Here is a 17,879-nt window from a genome sequence, read left to right as displayed (position 1 = left end):
CTTGATTGATATCAATAATAAGCATCTAGACGCTCGAAATAACACAGTAAACAGGGTACATTGAGACTATAAATAACGCAAAATTTAATCAGCCTAGGAAAAACCATGAGCCTTAAGCGCATTACCCAGTTTTTTAACCCAAGCTCAGTGGCCGTTATTGGTGCCTCTAATATATCAACTCGTGCTGGTTTTGTGGTTATGCGCAACTTACTTCAGGGCGGTTTTAAAGGGCCGATAATGCCCGTTACTCCAAGCCATAGCGCAGTACATGGCGTACTTGCTTACCCCTCTATTGCTGACTTACCAAAAGTACCCGACCTAGCTGTTATTTGTACTAACAAAAATACCTTAATTGATATTATTGAGCAGCTTGGAGAGCTTGGCTGTAAAACGGCTATTGTTATTGCAGATGGGCTTTCTGGAGAGCAAAAAAGCGCACTTAAAGCATGCGCTCAAGCCAAACAGGTTACTTTGCTTGGACCCAATTGTTTAGGCTTGCTGATCCCTCATATTGGTTTAAATGCGAGCTTTTCACATACAGTAGCAAGCCCTGGTAAAATTGCATTTGTATCGCAATCAGCAGCAGTATGCTCAACCATTTTAGATTGGGCTAAAAACAAAGAAATTGGCTTTTCATATTTTGTATCAGTAGGCGATTGCCTTGATATAAACTTTAATGAACTACTCGACTTTTTAGGTCGTGATGCTAAAACCAAAGCTATTTTACTCTACATTGATAACATTGAAGATATTCGTGGCTTTATATCAGCAGCAAGAGCTGCGGCCTTTAGTAAACCTGTAATTGCAATTAAAACAGGTAAAACAAGTGCAGGCGCACTTGCAGCCGAAATTCACACCGGAGGAAAGCAAAGCTCTGATGCTGTTTACGATGCGTTATTTCAACGAGCGGGTATGCTGCGCGTAAATGATTTACGAGAGCTATTTGCAGCGACACAAACACTCGCCATGCATCCAAAATTATTAAAAGTAGAGCAACTAACAATTTTAACTAATGGTGGCGGCCCGGGTGTTATGGCCGTTGATGAGCTAATTCAAAGCTCCGGTAAATTAGCCGAGTTGAGCGCTGAAACCCGAAATGCGCTAAATAAAGTAATTCCGCAATCAGAAACCACCTCAAACCCTGTGGATATTTTTGGCGATTCAGCACCTGCGCGTTATAAGCAAGCATTAGAAATTTTACTGCACGCAAAAGAAGTTAAAAACTTACTGATTATCCATACTCCCTCAGCGCTTGCGCCCAGCGAAGACTACGCCAACATTATTGTAGAAACCTTACAAACATTACCTAAAATGGCGCGCCCTTACGTTATAACTAATTTTATGGGTGAAGACGCATCTTACGCCGCCAGAAAAGTGTGCTCAAACAACGCAATACCAACTTATAGAACACCAGAGGGTGCTGTTGGCGCGTTTATGCACTTGGTAACGTATCGCCGTAACCAAAAGCATTTAACGCAAACACCTGAGTCGAATACAGATGACGCAAAAATAAATAAAGTAGCAGCTAAAGCGCTTATTAATGAGTTTTTAGATGACGGACAAAGCTACTTACCTACCCATCAGGCAAGCCAAGTATTAAATCACTATGGTATTACATGCATTCAAACTGAGGTGGCTTACACCCCAACAGAAGCCAGAGAGCAAGCCATAGAACTTGGTTTTCCGGTCGCGTTAAAACTTATTAGCCCAAGTATTGCTTCAAAGTCTGAAGTAGGTGGTGTGGTGCTTAACTTAAACGACGCGAACGAGGTTGAACAAACTGCTTTTGCAATGCTTATCCGTATTAAAAACACTTATCCGGATGCTGTTATTGAAGGATTTTCATTGCAAAAAATGGCGCCGCGAGCAGGCGCAAATGAGCTGCGAATTGCGATTAAAACTGAGCCTAATTTTGGTCCTGTTATATTATTAGGTGAAGCAGGAACCGGCCTTGAATATGCGCAAGCCGCTGTTGCTCTGCCTCCACTAAATATGAACTTAGCAAAGTATTTAATTGCCGCAGCGCACGATAAAGGCGTACTAAAGGAGCGCATATTACCCGAAAAAGTTGATAAGTATCGTTTATGTGCACTGCTAACGCGTATTTCTCAGTTAGTTATTGATCAACCTGACATAAGCTCAATGGAACTTAATCCTATACTTGCCAGTAATGGACAGTTTTTAGTGCTCGATGCCACCATGACACTTAGCCGTTATCAAGCTCAGAGCAATCGTAAGCGCTTATCTATTCGTCCCTACCCTATTGAACTTGTTGAAGTGGTAACACTTAAAAACAACACCCAAGCTACGCTCAGACCAATAAAGCCAGAAGATGAACAAGCTCATAAAGCATTTGACGAGTCACTTAATAAAGAAGACAGATATAAACGCTTTTTTGGCGAACTACCACAATTTAACCACGATCAACTCGCTAAAATGACGCAAATTGATTACGACCGTGAAATGGCGTTTATTGTTTGCCAACGCTTTGAAGGTAAAACTCGCACATTAGGTGTGTCTCGCGTCATTATGGACCCCGATAACCTGCATGCTGAGTTTGCCATTGTAGTACGCTCAGATTGCCAAGGTTTAGGGCTTGGTCGCATACTAATGAGTGCAGCAATTAACCACTGTAAACGTCAAGGTGTGGAATCGATTGAAGGCATAACCTTACCAGAGAATACAGGGATGATTGAGCTTGCCCGTAAGTTAGGTTTTAAAATTAGTCGCGACTTTGAAGAAGGCAGTATTAACATGGTACTTAAACTTAAATAATGAATGAACCACACACTTTAAGACAAAAAATGGCTTGCCTGTTTGAAGGCACAGGCCAGTACCATCGAGCGGGACATATTCTTGATATTGCACTCATTAGCTTAATAATGATCAACGTTGTAGCCATTGTTATTGAATCAATCCCAAGTGTGGCAGAGCAGTATTACAACGAATTCTTAGTTTTAGAAATTGTCTCGGTCGCTATTTTTGCTATTGAGTACTTAGCCAGGCTTTGGGCTTGCGTAGATAAAACACGATATGCAGCAATGGAAGGGTCTCATACCAAACGTCGGCTTAGCTATTTTTTCTCTCCTTTGGCAATTGTTGATTTAATTGCGATTTTACCAAGCTTAATGATGTTTTTATTTCCTCTCGATTTACGTTTTTTACGCGTGCTCCGACTATTAAGGGTATTTAAACTCACTCGCTACTCACGCGCCATGCAGCTACTTTTAAAAGCCTTTAACGATGAAGGTAGTTCATTAATGGCTGCTTTTTTTATTATGGCCGTCGTGCTTATTTTAGCTTCATGCGGAATTTACTTAATTGAGCACGACATACAACCCGATAAATTTGGCTCTATTCCTGCGGCTATGTGGTGGGCAATGGCAACACTAACAACCGTTGGTTATGGCGATGTAGTACCTATAACGCCATTGGGTAAGTTTTTCGGCGGGGTTATCACACTACTGAGCATGGGAATGGTTGCAATACCTACCGGTTTACTGGCGTCTAGTTTTTCAGAACAAATACGTAAACGCCGCCAATTTTTTGAAGATGCCGTACATGAACAAATTCAAGATGGCACTCTTAATGATACTCAACAAGAACACCTAGAAGAACTACGCTATAAATTAGGCTTGAGTAAACTAGAAGCTAATAAGGCCATTAAAACGCAGTTGAATGAGCATAATAGCCATTTGTTTTGCAGGCACTGCGGTAAAAGGCCTTAAATAAGTACTGCTATTATTAATTAAATATATCACTCCAATTGCGATTAATAAGCGGGAGTACTTCGGTATTAGGTACCGGTTTACTAAATAAGTACCCTTGAAAATGCATGCATCCTCGCGCCTTTAAAAAGGCGAGTTGGTGCGAGCTTTCTACGCCTTCAGCTACACATTCTTTACCTAAACTATCCGCAAGCGCGAGTATTGATTGAATAATAGCTTCATCGTCAGAATCTATGCCTATGTCTTGTACAAAGCTTCTATCTATTTTTAATACATCAATAGGAAAACGCTTTAAATAAGTAAGCGATGCGTAACCCGTACCAAAATCATCCATATACAATCTACAGCCCAACTTTTTAAGTTGTTCCATGCTGTGTAGCGCTTCTTTTGAATCGCGCATTAATATTGATTCGGTTATTTCAAAAACAATTGCCTCAGACGATACTCCTGAATTACTTAACGCTTTTTTAATTTCAGGAACAAGGTCTTTAAACTCAAAATCAAGAGCCGATAAATTAATAGATAAATACAGGCTAGGTGAGGCTTTTCGCCACTCTTTTAGCTCTAATAAAGCGCGCGCAAAAGTCTGCAGCATAATTTTTGTAATTAGGCCTATACCTTCTGCTGCCACCGAAAACTCTTGAGTTTGCACAAGCTTATTTTCAGGCCAACGCAGCAGTACTTCAAAGCCTTCTGTTTTTTGACTTTCAGCGTTAATGATAGGCTGGTAGTAATTACAAAATTCTTCTTCTTGATACGCTTTAGTTAGCTGAGACTCAAGATGCAGCGCTCTTTGAACATGCTGATTCATCTCTTGCTTATAAAACTGATAACGCCCCTCTAAAGAGTCTTTTGCATGATATAACGCTATGCTCGCAGCTTTTAAAAGCGCAGAGCCTTGCTGTGCATCATCTGGTGATATAGACACACCAATACTTAAATTAACGTTTACAACTTGGCCATTAATCGTAATATTTTGATTCACACAATCCATCAACTTAGTGCATATAATGAGTACTTGTTCGATTTGCTGAATATCTTCCACCAGTACTACAAATTCATCGCCACCAAATCGAGCAACACTATCAGATGGACGCAAGGAGCACTTTAAACGCTCAGCAACTTCTTTAATTAGCTCATCAGCAACTGCATGCCCCAAAGAGTCATTAAAGTATTTAAAACGCTTAATATTTATATGTAATAAAGCGACTTTACATTCGTGAAATTTTGCTTGCTCAAGGGCGTGTTCAACGCGGTCATTAAATAACGTACGATTTGGCAACCCTGTTAAGGCATCGTAGTTGGCCAATAAGTGCAGCTCGTTTTCGGCTGATTTTTGTGCATTTATATCGGTTAAAATAATGACATAGCTATTAAGGCGCTGTTCGTTATCCGCCACTGCACTTATTTTCACAAGTACATGACGCGACTCACCACTTGCTAAAACTACACTGTCTTCACACGAAAAGTGCTCTCCAATAGATAGCTTTTGCATTATGCGTAAATAATCAAAACGATTGCTGCGCGATATACCTAAATTTAATGCTCGACTAGATAACGACTCAGCAGAGAAGTTAAAGGCGGTTTGCAGTGATTTATTAGAAGCCCGAATATTTAAATTTTTATCGAGGATAAACACCCAATCACGTGTTTGCTCAAATGCTGCCGTAAATAGTAAAGCGTGTTCTTCAAACACCATCTCACGGGTCATATTTGTGTAGGTACCCGCTACTTTTTGTGGCGTTTTATCATCCCATTCAACGACTTTTCCAAAATCCTTATACCAGCGCCAATAGCCTTTTGCATGGCGCAGGCGGTAGGTACAATTAAAGTAACCTTTATCGGTAGATAAAAACTCAAGCCACTCTAAGCGAAATAGCTGTTTATCTTGCGGATGAATTTTAGATAAATATTCATCAAGGCTCACGGTTTCATTTTCGTAGCCTAACTCACTCGCTAAGCGAGGTTGGTAAATACTTGGATTGCTTGATTCCCAATCCCAAACACCCGATTCGCTACCTTCAAGCGCTAGCTTTAGACGGGCTTCGCTTTCTTTACTTTCTTTATTTGCTGCCAATAAAATACGCTGAATTTTATTACGGCGCATAACCCACATAGCAACAAAGCCAATAAACAGCATGCCGTAAAGCACCATAAAATAAGGTGCACGCCAAAGCGGATACTTTACTTTTATTTTTAAAATAGCAGGCGAGGTATATTCGCCAGTCAGCGGATCTTTAGCCCAAACTTTTAATTGATAATTACCTGGATTCAATTTTGGAAACAATACACGGTTGTTATTTCGGGTATAACTTTTTTGTCCGTTATCGAGTTGATACTCATAAATGATGCGTTCTTGATTACTAAATGCCATGGCCGAAAATGCAACTTCAAGCCCTATATCATCATGGTTTAAAACAACCTCGTTGAGCGGTTGTTTTAAATCAAGCGATAAATCTCGTGACATTAAATCTACTCGCGTAATATTTACGTGATCAATAAGCGACTGATAGTTTTGGTTTTCCATTGGATGAAAATAAGTAAAACCTTTTAAGCTACCATACGCAATATGGCCATCTTTGAGCTGTGCCATGGCGTTGCTATTAAACTCAGCAGAGAGTAGCCCTTCTGATGTAGAAAATTGCTGAAAATGAAGTGTTTCTGGGTTTAATCGCCAAATGCCTTTATGGCTACTCATCCAGATCATGCCATCATCATCTAGCACCATATCGTATAGCAGAGTGCCTAATTTATTCCTTTCTAAATCAATTGTATGGACTAATTGATAGGTAGATGCGTCAAGGCCTATTAAACCGAAATTAGAAAGTGATATCCACAATATATTGTTGTTATCTATTAAGTAAGAAAGCACACTAATGGCTACGTTTTCATGCTGTTTTGGCACTTTATAAATCATTTTAAGTGCTAAATCACTTGGGTTTACTTGGTATAAAATACCGGCATTAAAAAATAATGGTGAATCTGGTTTATTGCTCAGCGCAGGTAAAAAGCCATGAGCTAAAAAGGGTTCAAACTGATCAAACTGGCCACCCAAACGCGTTATTACTTGAGAATCTATATTGTATATAAATACCCCATGATCTGAGTGTACAAAGTATAGATCGCCATTTGGCATTAGTGTTACGCCATGCACCCTACCGGTAATTAACTCCTGATTAGCAGGGTTATGCACTTTAGGTTCGCTAACTTGATGCGTTACAGGGTCAAAAATAAACAAACCACGGTTCGTATAAAGCCATAAATTATTTTTATAAGGCGTTATTTCATATACGGTAAACTCAGTGGTGAGTAAGTCGACTTTGTAATCTTTTAAATAAGCTTTACCAATATTTGTTTTTAAATCAACCTCGGTAATACCGTTATGCGTTGCAAGCCAAAGCTTGTCTTTATATTCGGTAATCCCCCAGATAGAGTGATGCGATAAACCATCCCCCCCGAGCAAAGTGCCATCGACATTATTAAAATGATAGCTGTCGTGAGATAAGTAAAACGCACCATCAGTCTTAGTCGCAACCCACGTACCACCCGATTTGTCTTTAGCCATATCAATAATACTGGTATCGGCAAGTGTGTACTTACTTTGGGCTATTCGAGTATTTTTAATCATCTCTCCGGTGTTTAAATCAAATTTAAACAAGCCTTTGTCGGTAGCTAAATCTATTGTTCCGTGTTCGTTTACTATGCTCCACACATTTAGGTCACTTAGTAATACTTTACTTTGAAAAGGTAAATCTGGGCGTTCAAACATTTTTGATAAGTTACTAATATCAACTTCGTATAAGCCTTGTACCGCCCCTACTAACAACTGTTTATTTTCACCTAATGCGAACGACTTAACATTATTTTGGTAAATATGTTCAGCTTCACCTTTTAAATGCTGTAGAGGTCTAACTTGCTCTGTGGCAATATCAAATACGTATGCACCATGGCTTGTACCTATAAATATATAACCATTGTAAGCAAATAGCTTTCTCACAAGGGTATTTTTATATTTAGCCGGAAGCTCAAAAATAGTTGTGATTTTTCCGGTTGCTATATCAAGCTTTGCAAAGTCGCGGCCTCGCCCAATCCAAAGTGTTTTTTTATCAACGGCCACCATACTAAAAACAGACTGATTGATAATTTCTTCTTCACTGGTAGGTTTTTCTAGAAATTGCTGATATGAATCTGTTACGGGGTCGTATCTAAATAGGCCTGCAAGTAACGAGGCTATCCAAATGTGCCCTTGAGGGTCTTGGTAAATACGATCAATGATCGCCTCTTCTAACTCACCATTAGGGCCATTTATTGGAATAACTTGATAGCCATCATAACGATTAAGCCCGGCCTCAGTAGAAAGCCAAAGGTAACCATTAGTGTCGATAAGCATTGTATTAACGTAGCTTTGCGATAAGCCTTCGCTTGGAGATAAACGTTTTACTTGTGCGCCTACTTGGCAACTTAGGATAGTTATTAAAACTACAAAGCAACTAATGATCCCATTAACGCATTTACTCATGCTTATTCCATATTATTATTTATTATTATGGGTACTCTAGAGCGACTATATTTCGATGTTTGTAAGTATCAAAAAGTACTTGTAAAGCAAGAGTATATGTTAACACCTGGTTAAAACCAATAGCACAATATAAATCAACTACGTTTTTATATGCGAAGGTATTAATCACCTTATCTTGCGACTTTAAGAGTGTTGATAATAGCTGTTTAGCAACACCTTTACCGCGATGTTCCAGTGCAACAAACACGGTAGATAAAAATAAAAACTCTGTTTTATCTTGCAGCCTACATGCTGCAACTATTTCATTATTATAGTAAGTAACCCATACCTTATCTTGTTTATTAGCCCGCCCTCTTACATTATGTTTTTTATAAAATTTATTAACGAGTGGAACTTTTAGCCCATCCAGCAACTCAACTGTATACATTTTTATATCAACACTTAGCTAAGCATTAGCGCTAAATATTGCTCAAATTTTTGCTTCAAAACCATTTGTTCAGCCATTGGACGGCTATGGATTGTATTATAAACTTGCTCTCTCGTTTTTTTATTTCGCTTAATTTGATACGCCCAAAAAGACGCTTCATAATCTAACTGAATTTGGTATTTTTCTTCACGTGGCAATAGGCATAAATTAAAACTCACAATACTTCCTCATTCGCTTTTAAAATTATTTGATTAACCCCGAAACTGGGCAAGAGGTAATCTCCTTGTTATTATACGCGTCTTATTTTATTTATTTCTGTAGTAATTGGAACTGATAATGAATAGACATTTTAGTATCTTGTTATTATTGGTAAATTTATTTTTTAGTGCCTCTTGTTTTAGTCATCAATACAACCTCACTTTTAATCGTCCGCAAAGTACACCACAAGCTGATTATGCCTTAGAGTTATTAAAGTTAGCATACGCAGATATCGGTTTTAAAATACATATAATCGATTTTAGCCACCAAAATGCTTTGCTAGCTGCAAATAATGGCGTACTTGATGGGCAGTTAGGAAGAGATGCAAGTGTTGAAAAAAATTACGAAAACTTAATTAGGGTCGATTATGAGCTCTTTAAGTTTGACTTAGTATTGTATAAAAACTGTTTACCTAGCAGTTTAGAACAGCTCGATAGCGTCGCAATTGTTGATGGCTACCCTGTCCAAGAACATTATTTAGCAAGCACACAGTTTGCAGGGAATATTATTAAAGTTAAAAGCATGAATACCCAACTTAATTTGCTTGCTCAGAAAAAAGTACAGGGAGCTTTAATGATTAATTTTATAATGCAAAACAATGAGCTACCTTCACCTCAAGGTTGCTTTGTAAAAGAAGTGCTGAATACTTATCCGCTTTATCATTATTTAAATAAGCGTAATGAAAACTTGGTAGAAAAGCTTAAAATGTCATTAATTAACTTAACTAACAATGGCACTGTGTACGCACTAAGAGCCAAGTATGGATTAAGCTTTTAAAAGTCGAACCCTTGCTGCTGCGCCTGTGTGCTTGGCACTGCATTTTGCTGCTTTTTTTGAAGATAACGTTTGTAGCGCTGCTGGCACAAACTAAGCACCTTCTTTTTTTGGTCGTTCGTTAAGGTATTCCACGAAAAGCGTTCATCCCGACTACGATAACACCCTTTGCAATACCCTCTGTTATTAACTAAGCAAATACTCTTGCAAGGACTTGGAATATCAAATATTTCAATTTGTTGCATGCATAAGTACCGCCCAGTTGAAGAGGAGGTATTAGTATAGCGTTATTTTTGAGCAAAAAAAAAGCAGCAATTTAATTGCTGCTTAATTTCATTGAGCTGTGAGTATTAATGTTCACAGCTATTAGTATTTATCTCTGTTTTACGGTGAAATGGCTTAGCGTACATAGCTAGCACTAATGGTTTTAACTCTTCAGGTACACAAGCTAAACGTTGTTCAAATGTCGCTGTATCAGGAGAGTCTATTACCGCATCTTTACAACCACCAGCGATGTAATTGCCTGGGTGTAAATAAAACGAATCAACAATTTGCCTATCAATTGTTTTAGCAAGCTCTTCAGCACTATCACATTTAGATTCAATTGGTTGCCCAAATGCTAAATGCACGTGCCCTTTAGCAGTACTAAAGCCTTCAACAATGCTCGCAATATCTTCACCAGCCGATTTAACGTACTCACCATGATGTTGCTTGTGGTAAAGCTCTTTGGCTTTAGCAATTGCACACGGCTCATATTGATAAGAAATAGAAACAGGCACTATTTTTAACTCTTTAATATAATCGCCAAACTCTTTCTTTTGTTTACGCCCATTTAATTGCAGCATTTTTAAAAGCGCAGGATCAGTTTGATCAAAACCGTCTTTTGCACGCCCTTCTTTTTGCGCAATCCAAATAGAATTTCCACCGACCACAGAATCGTAAATGTATGACGATAATTGAGTCAGTGCTTTTAACATCTCTTTTGGTGCTTTAGCAGAGCGCTTAACTATAAAGCTTTTATTTAGACGCATAAGCTCAGTAATGTAAGGTATTTGCAATAAATTATCGCCAATAGCAATACGCACTGTTTTCATTTTATGTTGGTATAAACCCCAGTTAACTAATGCAGGATCAAGCACTATGTCTCTGTGGTTTGAAATAAATAAATAGGCCTGGTTAGCATCTAACTGTTCTAACCCAGAAAAGGTAACCTTTGATGTGGTGCGTTTCACTAGTTTATCTAAGTATTGTGCCACTTCATTTTGCACATCTTCAACGGTGCTTACTTTGCCCCATTTTTTGCGTAACTGACTTCTTACCATTGGACGCGCAATAAAAGGCACTGCCGATAAAAAGCGCGGTAAATTATACTTTGCTATTACATCAATAAACGCATCATCGTTAATTAAACGTGTAAGCGACACCGCAACTTCGTCGTCGTTGTATGGGCGTATATCTGCGTATTTATCTTCTAATTCACTCATTACTACATCTACAATGTTAAAAAACGGTACGCCAAAGCGCACCGTTTATGTCTATATCCGATTATAACTCAGCCAATCTAAAATGCGAAATAACCAAAAAAACGATTTTTATTTTTAGCAACTTGCTTTAAAGCCGAGTTTAATTACCTTCTATGACCATGAGCTTGCTTAAAAGTGCAAAAATCTGATCAGTCTAGCAAAATACCATGTTCTCAATCTGCTAGTGGGCAGACCACTAATACAAAGCCCTCTAATCATTTGGTAGTAATACCATTAACAAAGCCTTTCTTTCGTAGTACCTTAAGCTCGTATTTTAGATTTTTGATGGATCGTAGGCATCTTTTTACGATTTTAACTCTTTCAGATCCACTTATTTTAGGGCTCATAATGAACATTACTATTATTGATAACGCAACGTTAGCTAAAACGTCTCTTACTGGTATTGAACAACTTGGTAAATTAACGACTTATGAACTTACTAGCCCAGAGCAAGTTATTGAACATTGCCAAGGTGCTGATGTATTAATCACTAATAAAGCCGTTTTAAATCGCGACACTATTAGCAAACTTACACAGCTTAAATTAATTTGTGTAAGTGCAACTGGTACTAATAATGTTGATCTAGAAGCCGCTAAAGAATTTGGTATTGCCGTAACTAATGTAGCTGGCTATTCAACACCTTCTGTTGTTCAACATACGTTTTCTTTAATTACTAACTTACTGGGTAACACACACCGCTATCAGGCGGATTGCCAGCAAGGCGCGTGGCAAAAAAGTGAAATGTTTTGCATACTCGATTACAGCTTTAACGACTTACAAGGTAAAACATTTGCCATTATAGGCGGTGGTACGCTAGGTAAAGGCGTTGCTAAAGTGGCTGAGGCATTTGGCGCAAATGTTATTGTTGCAGAGCGCAAAGGTGTTGCATGTCGTGATGGTCGTACGCCTTTTGAAGACGTCATTAAAACAGCCGATATAATCAGCGTACACTGTCCGCTAACAGATGAAACACGTGATTTAATTGCACTTAATGAGCTTAAAATGATGAAGCCAAGCGCTATAATCATTAATACAGCACGTGGTGGAATTATTAACGAATCCGACTTAGCTACAGCGCTTGAGCAAAACCTAATTGCTGGAGCCGGTGTTGATGTACTAACTAAAGAACCAGCTGAGCTTTCAAACCCACTTGCTAATTACAAAGGTAATAACCTTTTACTTACTCCACATATAGCATGGGCAAGCACCGAATCTATTGTGCGTTTAATTAATGAAGTAAGTTTAAATATTGCTGCATTTAATAAAGGCGAATCACGTAACCGCTTGGTGTAGTGATTTTATTGTAGTAATCAAATAAGCTAAAAAATGGCTGTTTTTACTAATACATTTAATATTTTATTAGATAAAAACAGCTTAACCCACTTAACAAACTGATTAATAACAACTTAAAAATATGGTCTACTCTTTGCTTTAATACAGCTAATAACCAATTAAAAATCTTATTAAGGTAAATAAAAATGAAAAAATCACTTTTAGCAGCCGCTTTAATCGCTCCATTTTTAACAGGCTGTGTTATTGCCGTATCAGATGGTGAAGCTGAGACTCATTGGGCTGGTAAGAATTCATCTAGCTGGCAAGCACAACATAAAAATAATCGTGAAGTTATATCAGAGCTAAAAATGGATAGCAGTTACCAATCTGTTTTAACGCAATTAAAAACGCCTAATTTCACAGAGCTATTAAAAAAAGATGACGATGTATACCAAGTACTTTTTTATGTAACTCATAGCAAGCATTCAGATTCTAAAACAACGAAAGATGAATGTACGCCACTTGTATTTAAAAATGATAAGTTAGTGGGCATTGGTGAAACCGCTTTAGGTATGATCACGCAGTAACCAATAAAAAGTGTTTAATACGAAAAATGCCAATATATGAATATTGGCGTTTTTGTATATTAAGTTTTTAGAGTGCAACTATTCTATCTCGCCCTGCATCTTTAGCGGCATATAGGCCTAAATCGGCCTCTTCTAATAACGCTTGCTCAGCATACACTTTTCCACTTTGAGTAGTGGCAATACCTATACTAATAGTGATGTGGTCTGCATTTAATGAGCCTTTATGTTCTATATTCAAAGCATTTACAGCATTGCGTAATTTGTTAGCAAACTCCATAGCTTCATGCCTATTCATTCCAGGTAATACAGCTGCAAATTCTTCACCACCATAACGAGCTATAAAGTCACTACCACGTTCACATTGAGCTGCGAGTGCTTGTGCAACATCCTTTAAACATTCATCGCCAGCACGATGTCCGTAGCAATCGTTGTAACGCTTAAAGTGGTCTATATCCATAAGTAACACCGATAGCGGGGTTCCACTGCGTTTACTTCGGCGCCATTCACGAGCTAAGTTTTCGTCTAGGTAGCGTCTATTTGGGATTTCAGTTAAGCCGTCGATTGAGGCTAGCATCTCTAACAGATCATTTTTTTGCTTTATAAGTAATTGGTTACGAACCCTAACACGCACAATAGAAGGGCTAAATGGCTTGGTGATATAATCCATAGCACCGAGCTCTAGGCCCTTAGCTTCGTCGTCATGGCTACGATTAGCTGATATAAATATAACGGGGATCGATTGAGTTATCGGATTTTCTTTAAGTTGCACAAGCACTTCATAGCCGTCAATTCCTGGCATAATCACATCAAGGATAATTAAATCAACTTGCGCAGTTTTTACAAAGGTCAGTGCTTTTTCACCACTTTCAACTAAGAATACGTCGTGTTCTACTTTAAGTGTTTTTTCAAGTACTAATCTGTTGATTGGATCATCATCTACAATAAGTACTTTAGCTCTTTTCGACATCCCTAGCCCCTACCCCTTTTATAAAAACAATTACCTGTTCTAACTGCATAATAAGCTCTTTCAGTGTTATTTCAACAGGCTTGTTAGTTGTTTTAAGTGTTCTTTCACACAATAAAGCGCAGTGAGACAATCGTCTAAAGCCTAAATTACCTGCTACACCTTTTATACTATGCACTAAGCGTACCAAATCATCCTTATTGGTTGTTTCTTCTATTTGCAATAGCTGGGTTTCGCATAAATTAGCAAATTTACCAATCATTGTATTGAGGAGTTTTTCATCCATACTAAACTGCGTTAATGCGAATGATTTTTCAAAAAAGCTTGGTTTAACTAAGTTTAAATCGGCAATTGCATCAATAAGTACCTTAGCAACAACCGGTTTAGTTAAATGCTTATTCATACCGCACTTTAAAGAACGTTCAATATCAGCGGGTTCACAATGAGCCGTTAAAGCAAAAATAGGCAGTTGCTTTGCGTCAAACTGTTGACGAATTAATGCCGTAGCTTGGCAGCCATCTATTTGCGGCATTTGCACATCCATCAATATTAAGTCAGGCTTTAAAACTTGCAATAATTCCATGCCGATAGATGCGCTTAAAGCGGTAACAACACTTACGTTTGCTTGACGTAATACACTGCTAATTATTTCTAAATTAAGTTGATTATCATCAATGGCTAATACAAGTAGACCCGATATATCAACTTTAGTTTCAGCAGTATTATATATTACGGCATTGGTACTAGCTTTAGGCTGTTGCTGAGAGTTCAAGCTAAATAGCCTTTGTCCCAATGCAGAGGCTTTAACGTGATGCGCAGCTAAATGCTCACTTGTTGGTAAATTAAGTGTGTGCTGATGATTAATAATAATTACCGATGTTTCTTTAGCTGATAACGAATCATTAATTGCTTCAACATTTAAAAGTGCAGGTAAATCGGCCGCATCGATTATTATTTGCTGAGTATTAGAGAGCTTAATTGGGTATTTGAGTACTTCATCTAAATTAATATTAGCAAGCTCTGTATAAGCATTTGTTACTTGCTTAAGCTCTTTACTTTGATCCGATAAAATAGCCAATGTATTAGTCGGTAACATCGTATTTTTAGTGGTATCAACCAAAAAACTAACGCTGAAGTAAAACTCACAGCCATGACCTTTTTTACTCTTTAAAGCAATCTCCCCTCCCATTAATGACACCGCATGTTTAACAATCGCTAAACCTAACCCAACACCATGATGTATACGTGTTGAAGACTCATCACCTTGCGTAAAGGCGTCAAATAAACGCCTCTGATCGGCTTCATCTATGCCCATACCGGTATCAATTACTTTAAAGCAAATATGCTGTTGCTCTAGGCTATCGCTTTCAATAAGTTCCATTTTTAAAGTGATAGAACCTGTTTTTGTAAACTTAACAGCATTTGTTAATAAATTACCTAATATTTGCTGTAAGCGAATACTGTCGCATATCAAATCAGGCGCTATTAACGGGTCAATATCAATAACAAATTCAATACCTTTTCCTTCGCACAATGGAGCCGTTAAACTTTCGCAGATATCCACCAGCTCAACCATGCTAAAAGATGCTTGTTTTAAATCGGTTTGCGAACTTTCTATGCGTGCAAAATCAAGCATTCTATTGAGCATTAGCAACAAGCTTTGTGCTGCATGCTTAGCTTGATCCGTTTGTTGTAATTGCTTTTGCGTTAATCCTTGCTCAATAAGCATATCGAGCAGCCCTAAAACAGCATTAAGAGGAGTGCGTATTTCATGACTTAAATTGGCTATAAAGCGACTTTTAGCAAGGGTTGCTCGTTCGGCATCTAGTTTCGATTTAGTTAATGCACTCACATCCTGAATGTGAATAACATAATAAGCTGGGTCGCGGTTTTCATCCCATACAAGCGATACACTCAATTGCAACCAACTTGTTAAGCGCCCTTGAGCAAGCGTTAAGTGGTATACGCGTTTTTTGTCATCTAGCAATTGCGCTAAAGTGCTTTTTATTTGCTGCCATTGAGTATCGTCAAACAATGCTTTTAACTGCTCACCAACCAGTACTGGCTGTTCAGAAAACTGCTTTCTTGCCGCTTTATTTACTTGTAATATTGTGTGCTCAAGCGAGAGTAAAACCACACAGTTAGCCGCAAATTCAATCGCACTTCTAAATTTAGATTCTGATGCTTTTAAGGCCAATAATGCTTGTTGCTGTTCGGTAATATCGCGACCAATACCCATAGTCCCCAACAGATGTTGGTGCTCGTTATAAAAAGGTGCAATAGTAAGTTGATACGTTTTTTTATCGGTTTCTATTCGCTGTTCGACACTGTTTCTATTTTGTAATACTTGTTTTTCAAGCGCATTTATTTGTTGATCGTTATCACCTAAATCATCTACATATTTACCGACTAATGCAGTTTGATCTTTACCGATGTACGCCTCAAATGCTTTATTGCATCCTAAGAATGATCCATCAATATTTTTAAAATAAATAAGATCTGGCACACTGTTTAGCATAGTGTTGAGCAAAGCCAAGTGGCGCTCTTTTGCTTCGTAACTGCGGCTTAGTTTTTCTGATTGCAACTGAACCTGGTCGTCCAGAGCTTTATTTGCACTTTGTAATGAATCAACTAACTGTTTGTTTTTAGTAAATACACGCTTCACTTTAGAAAACCAAGGCTGCCAGCTCAGCGGTACTTTATAATCGAGCTGCACTTCTTGCTGTGTACCGTTACTCTCTAGGTACGACATTAAGTGAGTCATTGGCTTAATAAAAATGCGCTGACTTAACCAAAAAAACACGCCAAACATAATACTTAAAAATAGCGTTAAAAATGCAAACTCTAATAGTATTTCATACTTAATTGGGCTGATTAGTTGGGGTTTGTGCTCGTAAAATGCTGCGTGAATAGGTAACTCATCCATTGGCTGCATAAAGTAATTACTATCACTAGTTAAGACTGTTTTTTTACTATGGTGCTGGGCCAAATCAGGCCAATAATTTTTTAATGCTGTTGCTTGCTCTATTAACTGTTTAGAGCTGGCGATAACTTGATGTGATTGGTTCATAAAAACGTATTCACCACTGTTCGGTGAAACCTTTTTTAACCACCCAGAAATTGCCTGAACATCATAAATCAAAATAATGTAATCGGCTGAGCCGGTGCTTCGTTGTCGGCCAATAGCAAAATACGATTTATCATTCACTTTAACAATGGGACTTGAAGTAAGTTTGTTTGGTGAAAATTTTGGCTTGAATTTTCCATTTAGAATTTCAGTAAGCATTAAACTTTGGCTTTTGTTGCGCCTGCTTACATAAGCAAAGCCATTATTATCAACATATGCTACAGCAGACAACGACTGCATTAATGCAAGCGTTGTATTAAACGAAGGCCCTAATGTAATAGCCTGCTGCCACTGCATTAATGCCTTAGCAGATAACGCAAACTCCCCCTTACCTACAATTTCAGTGCCTTGCTCACTAAAGTGACGGTAATAGTAACCATCATATTGATTTATGCCCTCGAGTAAGCTTTGGTTTACTTTTGGATAGGTCGTTTGTTCGTATAAGCTAAACATGGTGGTGAGTAGATTACTCACCGACTCCATCCCGTGAGTAACCTGTGCTGAAACATTCGTAAAATCGGCTTCGCGTTTTTCAACCGCCCGCTCAAGCTTTATATTATATAAGTGCAAGCACAGTAAAAAAGCGACAATCAATGGCACTAAAAGCGCAATAAATAATGAACGATAATAATGCTTCAGAGGTAAAAAATTCAATGTACTGCCTGCCATTTGGCTCGAAAATCAATCGATAGACTATCGA

General features: G+C 38.1%; 12 protein-coding genes. 5 read left to right on the top strand and 7 right to left on the bottom strand.

Features of this window, described 5'->3' with window-relative positions; all coding sequences use genetic code 11:
* Positions 1-105 precede the first annotated feature (105 nt).
* Both GQR45_RS03850 and GQR45_RS03845 read left to right on the top strand, forming a co-directional pair.
* Positions 106-2,775 (top strand): bifunctional acetate--CoA ligase family protein/GNAT family N-acetyltransferase, encoded by a 2,670-nt coding sequence (locus GQR45_RS03850; RefSeq protein WP_165725176.1) that lies wholly within the window; start codon positions 106-108, stop codon positions 2,773-2,775.
* Complete coding sequence (locus tag GQR45_RS03845) at positions 2,775-3,728, top strand: ion transporter (protein ID WP_165725175.1); 954 nt, start codon at positions 2,775-2,777, stop codon at positions 3,726-3,728. Before GQR45_RS03850 ends, GQR45_RS03845 begins: the two co-directional genes overlap by 1 nt.
* Before the next feature lie 16 nt (positions 3,729-3,744).
* On the opposite strand, the gene GQR45_RS03840 is transcribed toward GQR45_RS03845, so the two are convergent.
* Genes GQR45_RS03840 through GQR45_RS03830 form a run of 3 tightly spaced genes read right to left on the bottom strand, consistent with a single transcriptional unit; the run spans position 3,745 to position 8,892 of the window.
* A complete protein-coding gene (locus GQR45_RS03840; protein ID WP_165725174.1) occupies positions 3,745-8,247 on the bottom strand; it encodes an EAL domain-containing protein in 4,503 nt (1,500 codons plus the stop codon).
* A gap of 25 nt (positions 8,248-8,272) precedes the next feature.
* A complete protein-coding gene (locus tag GQR45_RS03835) occupies positions 8,273-8,674 on the bottom strand; it encodes a GNAT family N-acetyltransferase (protein WP_165725173.1) in 402 nt (133 codons plus the stop codon).
* A gap of 14 nt (positions 8,675-8,688) precedes the next feature.
* Positions 8,689-8,892, bottom strand: a complete 204-nt coding sequence (locus GQR45_RS03830) for a DUF3283 family protein (RefSeq protein WP_002962585.1) — start codon at positions 8,890-8,892, stop codon at positions 8,689-8,691.
* 118 nt (positions 8,893-9,010) lie between these two features.
* Here GQR45_RS03830 and GQR45_RS03825 point away from each other — a divergent pair, with 118 nt between their 5' ends.
* The gene (locus GQR45_RS03825; protein WP_165722137.1) at positions 9,011-9,709 is read left to right on the top strand and encodes a transporter substrate-binding domain-containing protein; all 699 of its coding nucleotides are present in this window, start codon (positions 9,011-9,013) and stop codon (positions 9,707-9,709) included.
* On the opposite strand, the gene GQR45_RS03820 is transcribed toward GQR45_RS03825, so the two are convergent.
* The gene (locus tag GQR45_RS03820) at positions 9,706-9,951 is read right to left on the bottom strand and encodes a DUF1289 domain-containing protein (protein ID WP_007586940.1); all 246 of its coding nucleotides are present in this window, start codon (positions 9,949-9,951) and stop codon (positions 9,706-9,708) included. The two genes, GQR45_RS03825 and GQR45_RS03820, sit on opposite strands and share 4 nt — an antisense overlap.
* A gap of 105 nt (positions 9,952-10,056) precedes the next feature.
* The gene (locus GQR45_RS03815; protein WP_165725172.1) at positions 10,057-11,190 is read right to left on the bottom strand and encodes a 1-acyl-sn-glycerol-3-phosphate acyltransferase; all 1,134 of its coding nucleotides are present in this window, start codon (positions 11,188-11,190) and stop codon (positions 10,057-10,059) included.
* Between the two features lie 387 nt (positions 11,191-11,577).
* Here GQR45_RS03815 and GQR45_RS03810 point away from each other — a divergent pair, with 387 nt between their 5' ends.
* Both GQR45_RS03810 and GQR45_RS03805 read left to right on the top strand, forming a co-directional pair.
* Complete coding sequence (locus GQR45_RS03810) at positions 11,578-12,522, top strand: D-2-hydroxyacid dehydrogenase (RefSeq protein ID WP_165725171.1); 945 nt, start codon at positions 11,578-11,580, stop codon at positions 12,520-12,522.
* Positions 12,523-12,707: 185 nt separating this feature from the next.
* Entirely contained in the window at positions 12,708-13,088 is a 381-nt protein-coding gene (locus GQR45_RS03805) for a DUF3192 domain-containing protein (protein ID WP_007586943.1), read from the top strand.
* 67 nt (positions 13,089-13,155) lie between these two features.
* On the opposite strand, the gene GQR45_RS03800 is transcribed toward GQR45_RS03805, so the two are convergent.
* Positions 13,156-14,055 (bottom strand): diguanylate cyclase, encoded by a 900-nt coding sequence (locus GQR45_RS03800; RefSeq protein WP_007581985.1) that lies wholly within the window; start codon positions 14,053-14,055, stop codon positions 13,156-13,158.
* Positions 14,039-17,848 carry an ATP-binding protein gene (locus GQR45_RS03795; RefSeq protein ID WP_206008528.1) on the bottom strand — a complete coding sequence of 1,270 codons (3,810 nt, stop codon included), beginning with the start codon at positions 17,846-17,848 and terminating at the stop codon, positions 14,039-14,041. Before GQR45_RS03795 ends, GQR45_RS03800 begins: the two co-directional genes overlap by 17 nt.
* Between the last annotated feature and the right edge of the window lie 31 nt (positions 17,849-17,879).

Source organism: Pseudoalteromonas sp. SA25, assembly GCF_011378705.1.
Taxonomy (GTDB): domain Bacteria; phylum Pseudomonadota; class Gammaproteobacteria; order Enterobacterales; family Alteromonadaceae; genus Pseudoalteromonas; species Pseudoalteromonas arctica.
Note: the sequence above shows the minus strand (reverse complement) of the source record. Positions and strands in the feature narration are given on the sequence as shown.

Excerpts from the sequence above, each read along its gene's own strand:
- GQR45_RS03800 (WP_007581985.1), bottom strand. The coding sequence starts at position 14,055 with ATGTCGAAAAGAGCTAAAGTACTTATTGTAGATGATGATCCAATCAAC.
- GQR45_RS03805 (WP_007586943.1), top strand. The coding sequence starts at position 12,708 with ATGAAAAAATCACTTTTAGCAGCCGCTTTAATCGCTCCATTTTTAACA.
- GQR45_RS03825 (WP_165722137.1), top strand. The coding sequence starts at position 9,011 with ATGAATAGACATTTTAGTATCTTGTTATTATTGGTAAATTTATTTTTT.
- GQR45_RS03840 (WP_165725174.1), bottom strand. The coding sequence starts at position 8,247 with ATGAGTAAATGCGTTAATGGGATCATTAGTTGCTTTGTAGTTTTAATA.
- GQR45_RS03820 (WP_007586940.1), bottom strand. The coding sequence starts at position 9,951 with ATGCAACAAATTGAAATATTTGATATTCCAAGTCCTTGCAAGAGTATT.
- GQR45_RS03850 (WP_165725176.1), top strand. The coding sequence starts at position 106 with ATGAGCCTTAAGCGCATTACCCAGTTTTTTAACCCAAGCTCAGTGGCC.
- GQR45_RS03815 (WP_165725172.1), bottom strand. The coding sequence starts at position 11,190 with ATGAGTGAATTAGAAGATAAATACGCAGATATACGCCCATACAACGAC.
- GQR45_RS03810 (WP_165725171.1), top strand. The coding sequence starts at position 11,578 with ATGAACATTACTATTATTGATAACGCAACGTTAGCTAAAACGTCTCTT.
- GQR45_RS03835 (WP_165725173.1), bottom strand. The coding sequence starts at position 8,674 with ATGTATACAGTTGAGTTGCTGGATGGGCTAAAAGTTCCACTCGTTAAT.
- GQR45_RS03795 (WP_206008528.1), bottom strand. The coding sequence starts at position 17,848 with ATGGCAGGCAGTACATTGAATTTTTTACCTCTGAAGCATTATTATCGT.
- GQR45_RS03845 (WP_165725175.1), top strand. The coding sequence starts at position 2,775 with ATGAATGAACCACACACTTTAAGACAAAAAATGGCTTGCCTGTTTGAA.